Annotated in this window: 9 protein-coding genes and 1 pseudogene; 6 read left to right on the forward strand and 4 right to left on the reverse strand. The window is 60.8% G+C overall.

Going from position 1 to position 9753, the window contains the following annotated elements:
* The 3 genes and pseudogenes from F6S08_RS09425 to F6S08_RS09435 all read left to right on the forward strand — a co-directional run.
* Positions 1–199, forward strand: a pseudogene (locus tag F6S08_RS09425) (IS481 family transposase); the annotation flags it as partial.
* Positions 200–359: 160 nt separating this feature from the next.
* Positions 360–3011, forward strand: coding sequence for a sensor histidine kinase (locus F6S08_RS09430; protein WP_065928094.1), 2652 nt, complete (start codon positions 360–362; stop codon positions 3009–3011).
* Positions 3012–3048: 37 nt separating this feature from the next.
* On the forward strand, positions 3049–3738 hold the full coding sequence (locus tag F6S08_RS09435; protein ID WP_027604142.1) for a response regulator: 690 nt from the start codon (positions 3049–3051) through the stop codon (positions 3736–3738).
* Between the two features lie 271 nt (positions 3739–4009).
* On the opposite strand, the gene F6S08_RS09440 is transcribed toward F6S08_RS09435, so the two are convergent.
* Entirely contained in the window at positions 4010–5047 is a 1038-nt protein-coding gene (locus F6S08_RS09440; protein WP_065947440.1) for a patatin-like phospholipase family protein, read from the reverse strand.
* A 216-nt stretch (positions 5048–5263) separates the two neighbouring features.
* On the opposite strand from F6S08_RS09440, the gene F6S08_RS09445 reads away from it, so the two are divergent.
* From F6S08_RS09445 to F6S08_RS09455, 3 genes are all read left to right on the forward strand, one after another.
* Positions 5264–5542: a hypothetical protein gene (locus F6S08_RS09445; RefSeq protein WP_003172685.1), complete on the forward strand. Its 279-nt coding sequence runs from the start codon at positions 5264–5266 to the stop codon at positions 5540–5542.
* Between the two features lie 44 nt (positions 5543–5586).
* Positions 5587–6348, forward strand: a complete 762-nt coding sequence (locus F6S08_RS09450) for a CHAD domain-containing protein (protein ID WP_065947441.1) — start codon at positions 5587–5589, stop codon at positions 6346–6348.
* A 90-nt stretch (positions 6349–6438) separates the two neighbouring features.
* The gene (locus F6S08_RS09455; protein ID WP_137213065.1) at positions 6439–7236 is read left to right on the forward strand and encodes an acyl-CoA thioesterase; all 798 of its coding nucleotides are present in this window, start codon (positions 6439–6441) and stop codon (positions 7234–7236) included.
* Between the two features lie 3 nt (positions 7237–7239).
* Here the strand turns inward: F6S08_RS09455 and F6S08_RS09460 are convergent, their stop codons facing one another.
* The 3 genes from F6S08_RS09460 to F6S08_RS09470 all read right to left on the reverse strand — a co-directional run.
* A complete protein-coding gene (locus F6S08_RS09460; protein WP_027604139.1) occupies positions 7240–7602 on the reverse strand; it encodes an Mpo1-like protein in 363 nt (120 codons plus the stop codon).
* A gap of 117 nt (positions 7603–7719) precedes the next feature.
* Positions 7720–8109, reverse strand: coding sequence for a hypothetical protein (locus tag F6S08_RS09465; protein ID WP_074844622.1), 390 nt, complete (start codon positions 8107–8109; stop codon positions 7720–7722).
* A partial coding sequence (locus F6S08_RS09470) for an RHS repeat-associated core domain-containing protein (RefSeq protein ID WP_315871550.1) occupies positions 8109–9753 on the reverse strand: 1645 nt, incomplete at its 5' end. The genes F6S08_RS09465 and F6S08_RS09470, both read right to left, overlap by 1 nt.

The following is a 9753-nucleotide window of genomic DNA, read 5'->3' on the forward strand; positions in this document are numbered from 1 at the left end:
AGAAATGAAAGTTCGAAGCGTCAGGCAGGACGGATCGATCAAGTGGAACGGCAAGTTGGTATTTATCAGCGAGGCGCTGTCCGGGGAAAGGATAGGGCTCAAAGAAGCTGAAGATGAAGCTTGGGATTTGTACCTGTGTGATTATCCCTTGGGGAGGCTGGGACGAGGTATGACCCGCGTCCAGGCCTCAAATGTGTAAACGATGTCCCCGGTTTCAGATGTAAACGATGTCTACGGTTCTACACCCCGATAGCAGAGTGTCAGTCAACACAGGTATCGACTGAACCACCGCTATCGGGGGCAAGCCCCCTCCCACATTGGATTTTCTCTGGGTCTGAACAATTGAAGGAAACCCCAGCATGAGCGACTCCGGCCGCGCCGATGCCCTGCTAGCCGATCTACCCCGGGACGGCCGTGGCCGGCTCAAAGTTTTCCTCGGCGCTGCGCCGGGTGTGGGCAAGACCTACGCCATGCTCCAGGCTGCCCACACCCAATTGCGCCAGGGCGTCAAACTGATCGCCGGCGTGGTTGAAACCCACGGCCGAGCCGAGACCGAAGCCTTGCTCAGCGGCCTGCCGCAACAACCGCTGTTGCGCAGCGAATACCGTGGCGTGATGCTCGAAGAAATGGACCTCGACGGCCTGCTCGCCGCCAAGCCCAAGCTGGTGCTGGTGGACGAACTGGCCCACAGCAACGCCCCCGGCAGCCGCCATGAAAAGCGTTGGCAAGACATTCAGGAACTGCTCGCCGCCGGCATCGACGTGTTTACCACGGTCAACGTCCAGCACCTGGAAAGCCTGAATGACCAGGTCCGCGGCATCACCGGTGTGCAGGTTCGCGAAACCTTGCCGGATTGGGTGTTGCAGGAGGCCGACGAACTGCTGTTGATCGACCTGCCGTCCCGCGAACTGCTCGAGCGTCTGCGCGACGGCAAGGTGTATGTGCCGGAGCAGGCCCGCGCCGCCATCGATGCGTTCTTTACCCAGACCAACCTGATGGCCCTGCGCGAGCTGGCGATGCAGACCGCCGCCGCCCATGTCGACGACGATTTGGCCCAGGGTTATCGCCAGCTCGGCCAGGCGGCGCCGGCGGTACGTGGGCGTTTGTTGGTGGGCGTGGATGGCGATGCGCAGGCCGAACGCCTGGTGCGCCATGCCAGTCGCGTCGCCCAGCGTCGGCATTTGCCGTGGAGCCTGGTGCATATCGACAACGGCCGTGCGCGGGATGAGCAGGCCCGCCTGCGCCTGCAAAACGCCCAGCAACTGGCCGAGCGCCTTGGCGGCGAAGTGGTGCTGCTGCGGGCGGGGGAGGTGGCCAAGACCTTGATCCAGCATGCCGCCGAACGCCGTGCCAGCCTGCTGTTGGTGGGGCAGTCGCGAATGCGTTGGCGGCGTCGCCTGTTCGGTGGCGGTTTGGCGGCGCGCCTGTTGCGTAATGCCCGGGGCTTGGAAATCAACGTCCTCGACAGTGACGATGTGCCCGCAGCCCCACGCCTGCCGGATGTGCGCGGCCTGGTGTGGTTCGATTACGCCTTGGCCGTGGTTGCGACCATCGTCGCCGCCGCTGTGGCCTGGGCAGTGGCAAGCGCGCTGCCGTTGCCCAATATCTCGCTGGTGTTTCTTGCCGCCGTGTTGCTGGTGGCGGTGCGCAGCAGCCTGGGGCCGTCCCTGGTGTGTGCGGCGTTGTCGTTCCTGACCTATGACTTCCTGTTTATCCCGCCGAATTTCTCCTTCGCCATCCAGCGCGAGGAGGACGTGCTGACGCTGTTGTTCTTCCTGCTGATGGCGGCGCTCACCGGCAATCTTGCCGCACGCCAGCGCCGTCAGTTGCAGGCATTGCGCGACACCCAGGAAGAAACCGGCGAACTGCTCGACCTGTCGCGCAAACTCACCGCCGCCACCGACCGCCAGGCGGTGATCAGTGCCGCCGCCCACCATCTGGAAGGTTGGAGCGACCTGGATCTGTGCCTGGTCAATCGCGACGGCCAGGGTGGCTGGAAGGTCGAGACCGGCGGCCCGCTGACCTTCACCGAAGCCGAGCGTGCTGCGGCCGATTGGGCCTGGCAGCATGACCAGCCGGCAGGCATGGGCACCGGCACCTTGCCGTTCGGGCGCTGGTGGTGGTGGCCGTTGTCGGGCGAAGAAGGCCCGCTCGGGTTGCTCGGCGTCAGTGCCAAGCCGGGCCTGGAATTGAGCGGCCAGCGCCGTCGCTTGCTGACCGCCTTGAGCCAGCCCCTGGCCCAGGCCCTGGCGCGGGCACAGTTGGCCCAGGAGCTGGAATCCGCCCGTTTGCATGGCGAAACCGAGCAACTGCGCAGCGCCTTGCTGGCGTCGGTGTCCCACGATTTGCGCACACCGTTGACCTCCATGCGCGGCAGTATCGACAGCCTGCTGGCGCTCGGCGAAGCCATCCCCCTGGAGGATCGTCGCGAGCTGCTCGAAGGCACCCGCGATGAGGCCGAGCGCCTGGACCGCTATATCCAGAACCTGCTGGACATGACGCGACTGGGCCATGGCGCGCTGAAGCTGGCGCGGGACTGGGTGTCGCCCGGCGATATTGTCGGCAGTGCGCTCGGGCGTTTGCGCGCGGTGTTGGCACCTCTGCAGGTGAGCACCAATGTGCCGGCGGAGTTGCCGTTGCTCTATGTCCATGCTGCGTTGATCGAACAGGCACTGGTCAATGTGCTGGAAAATGCCGCGCGCTTTTCACCGCCCCACGGTCGATTGCAACTGAGCGCCGGCGTCTCGGATAACCGATTGTTTTTCGCCGTGGCGGATGAGGGGCCCGGTATTCCTGAGGATGAGCGGGCGAAGATCTTCGACATGTTCTACACCGCCGCACGCGGTGATCGAGGCGGGCAGGGCACCGGCCTCGGCCTGGCGATCTGCCAGGGCATGGTCGGCGCCCATGGTGGGCATATCAGCGTGGCCGATGGCATTGAGGGGCGCGGTACCTGTATCACGCTGTTCCTGCCATTGCCGACACAGCCTGGCCTGGAAGGCGAGGCGTGAGCTACCCTGTTTTCTCTACGGATGTTGATTGGACGCCATGAGCCAGACCGCGACGATTTTAGTCATTGATGACGAACCGCAGATCCGCAAATTCCTGCGCATCAGCCTGGCCTCCCAGGGCTACAAAGTGATCGAGGCCGGTACCGGCAACGAAGGCCTGGCCCAGGCTGCGTTGAGCAAACCCGACTTGCTGGTGCTCGACCTGGGCCTGCCGGACATGGACGGCCAGCAGGTGTTGCGCGAGTTTCGTGAGTGGTCGACGGTGCCGGTACTGGTGCTGTCGGTGCGGGCCAGCGAAGGACAGAAGGTCGAAGCCCTAGACGGTGGCGCCAATGATTATGTCACCAAGCCCTTCGGCATCCAGGAGTTCCTGGCCCGCGTGCGCGCCTTGTTGCGCCAGGCGCCGGTGGGCGAGACCCAGGAAGCGGCGTTGCAGTTTGGCCCGTTGACGGTGGACCTGGCCTATCGCCGCGTGCTGCTGGACGGCGCCGAGGTGGCACTGACCCGCAAGGAATACGCGGTGTTGGCACAACTGGCGCGGCATCCGGGACGGGTGATTACCCAACAGCAACTGCTCAAGGACATCTGGGGGCCGACCCACACCGACGACAGTCACTACCTGCGGATTGTGGTGGGGCATCTGCGCCAGAAGCTGGCGGATGATCCGACCCAGCCGAGGTTTATCGTGACCGAGGCGGGAGTGGGGTATCGGTTGTTGAGCGCCTGAGGCGATCTGTCAGCCTCTCTGTGGTTCTGTGGTTCTGTGGGTTCTGTGGGGTCTGTGGGGTCTGTGGTTCTGTGGGTTCTGTGGGTTCTGTGGGTTCTGTGGGTTATGTGGATTCTGTGGTGAGCGGGCTTGCCCCGCGCTGGGCTGCGTAGCAGCCCCAAAACCAGGCCCAAAGGAGTACCTGACACTGCGCGCTCCTCATTGAGTGGGGCCGCTGCGCAGCCCAGCGCGGGGCAAGCCCGCTCACCACGGCTCTAGCGACACGGCTGTCTCAGCGCTGCTCACTCTCATAGCGATCCAGGGTATCACTGGCAATTTCCCGCCCAAGTGCGATCAACTCCGGCGCCTTGTAGAACTCGAAAAACCGGCACACCCGCTTCGGCACGTTGATCAGCACATCCGGCGGGTAGCCGGCGATCTTGTATTGCGCCAGCGAAGTCTGCATCACCTCGAAACTCTGGTTGATCAGATCCAGCAATGACGCCGGCCCGACGTTATCGATGATGAATGAACCGGTGGCCGACTTCGGCGCCCCCGGCTTTTCCGGTGCGGCGGCAGGTTGCTGGGATTCGGGTTCGGCCGACTCCAGCCACGGATTGATCTCGGCCGCCTGGGCCTGCAAGGCTTCCTGCTCAAGTTTCATCAACTGCTCGGCCTGCTTGCGGCGAAACGGCAGGTGCGAACCCAGTGATTTCGCCAGGCTGTTGAAGCGGCTCTTGAACGCCGGCGGGCGCTGGATCACAGGCAACTGGTAGTGTTTCTGGTTGGTGGCGTTGAGATTGACCGCGATGATCAAGTCACAATGGCTCGACACCACCGGCACGATCGGCAGCGGGTTGAGCAGGCCGCCGTCCACCAGCATGCGGTTGCCTTGCATCACCGGGGTGAACAGGCTGGGAATCGCTGCCGAGGCGCGCATGGCCTGGTGCAGGCAGCCTTCCTGGAACCAGATTTCCTGTTGGTTGGTCAGGTCGGTGGCAACGGCGGTGTAGGGGATGCGCAGCTCTTCGATATTGATCTCGCCGACGATCTTGCGGATCTGCCCGAAGACCTTTTCGCCACGAATCGCCCCAAGGCGGAAACTCACGTCCACCAGGCGCAGCACGTCGAGGTAGTCGAGGCTTTCAATCCAGTTTCGATACTCGTCCAGTTTGCCGGCGGCGTAGATCCCGCCCACCACGGCACCCATGGAGCAACCGGCGATACAGGCGATGTCGTAGCCGCGCCGTTCGATTTCCTCGATCACCCCGATATGGGCGTAGCCCCGGGCCCCGCCGGAACCCAACACCAAGGCAACACGTTTCTTCATGGTCGATGTCCTTCATAAACGGGGGCCCACAATGCGCCTATTTTGGGGGCCGCTTCAATCTTCGTTGCGCCTGGCAATATTTTTCAAGAATAGCGCCCAGGCTCGGGTATGCTCTGGCAATAGGTACTACCGATTTCAGGCTAAGGACAAGGCACTTTTTCTTGTAGGCAACGTCTACAGCGTACGACTGTTTTTCTTTATTTTGAGGTGTCATCGATGAAAGCCTGGATGTGTGTGCCTGTGATCATGTTGGCCCTGGCGGGTTGTGCCGGGAAAACCGCATACCGCGACAGCTGTGGCTCGCAATTGGATGCCGCCTGGAAAGAACTCGACCTGGCCAAGGCCGAAGGTTTTGCCGGCACCGTCAGCTACTCCAAGGCTTTGTCGTTACTGACGGGCGCCAAGACCCAGCAGCAATTCGAGGCGTTTGAAGGCTGCTCCAACAAGGCCGAAAAAGCTCGGTTCTATATTCGTGAGTCGCGCGCCGGGCGTTAACGTGCAGCGCAGAGTGGGATTTTTCATCTGAGAGTGAGGGCAGGATGTCAGCTTTGGTCGATCAGTTAGTCGCTCAGGTCATTGGCCTGGAAGTAGGGTTACTGAGCTGCCAGGCTCGCCTCGCTGCCGTTACCGATGATGAAGCCCTGCATGATCTGCGCACCACCGTACGCCGCCTGCGCAGTCTGTTGCGTCCTTTGCGCGGGCTGCCGGGTGTGGAACAGCTTGAATTGGCCGCCGGCACGGTCGGCCAGTTGACGACGCCGCTGCGCGACCGAGAGGTGCTGGCGGCGTATTTGCATCAGCATGGTTATCACGAGGCCGCAGATCGACGCCTGCGCCTGCAACCCGACGCCTATCGCCAGGTGGCGCAAGGCCCGGAAGTTGCGCATCTGCTGCTGATCCTTGATGCATTCCCGCGCTTTATCCGCGCCTCGGAGCACCAGAAATTGCTCAAGGGTTTGCGACCGCGCATTGAGAAGCGCCTGGCCAAGCAATGGCAGAAACTCGATCAAGCGCTGAAAGATCCAGACCATGATCGCCACCGTTTGCGCTTGTTGATCAAGCGTGTGCGCTATGCCGCCGAGGCTTACCCCCAGCTGGATAAGTTGCCCGCCAATGCCCTGCCACGCCTGAAGAAAGCCCAAGCGGCACTGGGTGATTGGCATGACTGCTGGCAATGGTTGGCCCAGGCCGAACATCAAGCCGATCTGCAGCCCTGTGTTGCGATATGGCATCGCACCATGGCCAAGGCCGAAGGGCAGGCGGATCGCGTGCTGGACAAACTCAGCGCGGATTGTTTCTAAATCGGTCCGGCTTTTGGCCGGAATAAGCGCTGTACCTTGGCTGCGCGCTGGTTAAGATCGCACATCCGTTTTTTTTGATGTGAGGTCGCCATGCGCTTTAGTGATTTGCTCGACGCTGCCCGAAGCAACCCGCTGGATGTCACCATTCCCGCCGAGTGGGCCCAGGGCCGTGCGTCCTTTGGTGGCTTGGTTGCTGCGTTGCAATACGAAGCCTTGCGCGCCCAGGTGCCGACGGACCGCCCATTGCGCTCGCTCGCGATCACCTTCGTTGGCCCGGTCGCGCCCGATGTACCCGCCAGCTATCAAGTCGAAGTGTTGCGTGAAGGCAAGGCGGTCAGCCAGTTGCTCGGCCGTGTCGTGCAGAACGGTGAGGTCGCGACCCTGGTACAGGCCAGTTTTGGCGCATCCCGCGAGTCGGAAATCGATGTGGCCAGCGAGCCGCCGCCGACGTTCAAGCACTGGGATGAGTGCCAGGAACTGCCCTATATCAAAGGCGTCACGCCTGAATTCATGCGCCACCTGGCGATGCGCTGGAGCGTTGGCGGTTTGCCGTTTACCGGTAATAAATCCCGCGAGATGGGCGGTTGGGTTCGCTTGCGCGGGGATGTGAAGGAGGAACCGCTGACCGAAGCGCATATCCTCGCCTTGGTCGACGCCTGGCCACCGGCGTTACTGCCGCACCTGAAAAAGCCCGCTCCGGGCAGCACACTGACCTGGACCATCGAATTCATCCAGCCCTTGCAGGAATTGACGACCCTGGACTGGTGCCAGTACCACGTCAGCATCGAACATGCGCGCGACGGCTACGGTCACGCCGCCGCCGCGCTGTGGAGCCCAACCGGTGCGTTGATCGCCCTCAGCCGCCAGACCGTGGTGGTCTTCGCCTGATCGTCAGTGGCGGTGGCGCAGCCGCCAGGCACGCCACCAGCCACCGCTCAACACAAAGCGCGGGAACGTCAGGAACTGCTCGACCACCAGGCGCTGTACTGCGTCTTTACGATCACTGAACGGCTCACCGGCCTCGGCTTCCAGGCTATGGCCATGACGCTGCAACGCCAGGCCAGCGAGGATGCCGACTACGCCAATGGCGAAACTGGCCAGGCTCAGGCTGAACACTCCGGACACAATCAACAGAAACCCGATGATAAACAGCGGCACGGCAATCAGGTGCAACGCCAGGTTGGTCGGGTGCTGATGGTTTTGCGGGTAGTTACGCCATTGCCAGGCGGGGAGATTGGGATGACGTTTGCCCATGATGGTGAACCCTCTGTCCGTTGAAATAATATGGGGAGAGTTTAGGTGGGGGGGGGCGGGTGGGCGAATTGGGGTTGGCTATGACGGTGATAGAAGGCCAGTTGTGGCAAACCATCTTCAAGCCCAAATAACGCAGTCATGATCATCCATGTGCACCAGAAACGTGAGTTTGCTATCCGTCACCCAGAACGGATATCCGGTCGTTTCACCTAAGATAGAGGCTATATCCTGCGCATTGTCGATTTCCCAGCCCGAGTATGTTGAATCAAGTACCAACAAAATCAGGTCTTTTTGGTTAATGCGGTACTGTATTTCCTTCCAGAAATTGGGGTTGTGCTCTGAATTTTTCTCGTTCAGTTCGACGGGGTCGAGGAAGCTGCTCTCGAACTTGAAGAACTTTTTTGTCAGGTTATTTATTAATGCTGTGGTTTCGTATGTCTGAAGTTTTCTAAAGCTTATTTCTAAGCTCCTGAAAGCATCATCTATTTCTTCTTCCAGGTAACTCATTAGTGAATCCCAATTCTTGATCGGCTAACGGGAACCAGTTTGAGAAGTATATGACCTCTTTTTGCCCCTCCGCCCGCTCTCTTTCCGGGGGTTTGATAGCCAATATGAGGTGATTTCGGCCCTTCTTTGCTTGGGACAAGTATTGGGTCATCAATATTCACCTCGGCCCCCCTATTTGGGCCGCTTTGGACACGCCATTCAGTTGGAAATGACTTTCCATATTGGTCTTTACCCCATTTGGATACGCTGTATTCATCCCTTGATATGCCTGTTCTGCGAAAGGCTTCATCTAAACCCGTGTGCATTTGCTCGTAGCTGTTGCGGTCTTGTTTGCGCCAGTCCAGATCTACATCGGAGTTAAACTCCCACGTGTTTCCGGTGTGTGGCGGAGGGCAGCTCCCAGAAGTGCAAGCTAACCCTAACGGATCTACCCATCCGGTCGGGTTAGGCACGTACTGGTACGCGTTGATCCCACCCGCCAACTTCACCGGGTCAGGCGTCAGGTAACACCCAATATCCGGATTGTAGTAGCGATGGCGGTTGTAGTGCAGCCCGCTTTCCTGATCAAAGTACTGGCCCTGGAAACGTAGCGGGTTGTCGATTGTGCCTTTGTCGAGTCGGCTGATCTGGCCGTAGGCGCGGTAGTGGGCGGACCAGACGATGTCGCCGTCTGGAGAGGTGAGTTCTTGCGGCGTGCCGAGGTGGTCGAGTTGGTAGTGATAGGGCTTGGTATCTTTTGGGCCGAAGCCTTCCAGCAGGGCGAGCGGCCTAAAACTATCGGGTTCGTAGAGATAGCTGCGATGGCGATCCGCATGGTGTTCGGCAATCAGTCTGTCGCCTTGCCAGAAAAACTCCGTCGTTAGGCCGTCCACGGTTTTGCTGATGCGCCGCCCAAACGGGTCGTAGCGGTAACTGGCGGTTTGGCCGTTGGGTTGGGTGATGCCGATCAGCCGATGCTGGCAGTCGTAGCGGTATTCGGTGACGAGTTGATGGCCTTTGCCGCGTCGCTCGCGGATGAGGTTGCCGAAGGCGTCATAGTCGTAGTGGCGGTCGCCCTGGATCATCAGGCGGTTGCCGGCAACGATATCGGGGCCGGGGCGGTCTTGCATCAGCAGGGTGCCGGCCGGGGTGTGGCCGAAGCGTTCCTGCAGGTCTTGGGAGTGGTCGGCGCGGGTGAGGCGGCCTAGTGGGTCGTAGTGGTAGTGGTGTTCGCCTTTGCGCGTGTCGAGCAAGCGGGTGAGGTTGCCGGTTTTGTCGTAGTCGTATTGGCGTTGGTAGAGGTGGTCTTGTTGCTGGGTGATTGCGTGGACGTGCAGGCGGTGTTGGTCGTCGTAGTGGTAGTGGCTGAGGAGTTGGCCTTGTTGGCGTTGGTGCTCCTGGCCGGCTTTGAACAGATGAGACGTCAGCAGCGCGCCGTTTAATTCGACGGTGGCGAGGTGGCCGCCTTTGCCGTGGTTGAACACCAAGCGGTTGTTGTCCGGTAGGCGCAGGTGTTGAAGCTGGCCGCAGGCGTCGTAGCCGTAGCGCAAGGTGCCCCAGCCTTGGTGTTCGGCGGTGAGGCGGCTTTGTTGGTCGTATTCGTAGGCCAACGCCCAGTGGCCGTCATCGACGCTGAGGAGGTTGCCCTGGCGGTCGTAGGCATAT

Source organism: Pseudomonas sp. JV449 (assembly GCF_032424295.1).
In the GTDB taxonomy this organism is placed as follows: domain Bacteria; phylum Pseudomonadota; class Gammaproteobacteria; order Pseudomonadales; family Pseudomonadaceae; genus Aquipseudomonas; species Aquipseudomonas marginalis.

Excerpts from the sequence above, each read along its gene's own strand:
- F6S08_RS09445 (WP_003172685.1), top strand. The coding sequence starts at position 5,264 with ATGAAAGCCTGGATGTGTGTGCCTGTGATCATGTTGGCCCTGGCGGGT.
- F6S08_RS09460 (WP_027604139.1), bottom strand. The coding sequence starts at position 7,602 with ATGGGCAAACGTCATCCCAATCTCCCCGCCTGGCAATGGCGTAACTAC.
- F6S08_RS09465 (WP_074844622.1), bottom strand. The coding sequence starts at position 8,109 with ATGAGTTACCTGGAAGAAGAAATAGATGATGCTTTCAGGAGCTTAGAA.
- F6S08_RS09440 (WP_065947440.1), bottom strand. The coding sequence starts at position 5,047 with ATGAAGAAACGTGTTGCCTTGGTGTTGGGTTCCGGCGGGGCCCGGGGC.
- F6S08_RS09435 (WP_027604142.1), top strand. The coding sequence starts at position 3,049 with ATGAGCCAGACCGCGACGATTTTAGTCATTGATGACGAACCGCAGATC.
- F6S08_RS09430 (WP_065928094.1), top strand. The coding sequence starts at position 360 with ATGAGCGACTCCGGCCGCGCCGATGCCCTGCTAGCCGATCTACCCCGG.
- F6S08_RS09450 (WP_065947441.1), top strand. The coding sequence starts at position 5,587 with ATGTCAGCTTTGGTCGATCAGTTAGTCGCTCAGGTCATTGGCCTGGAA.
- F6S08_RS09455 (WP_137213065.1), top strand. The coding sequence starts at position 6,439 with ATGCGCTTTAGTGATTTGCTCGACGCTGCCCGAAGCAACCCGCTGGAT.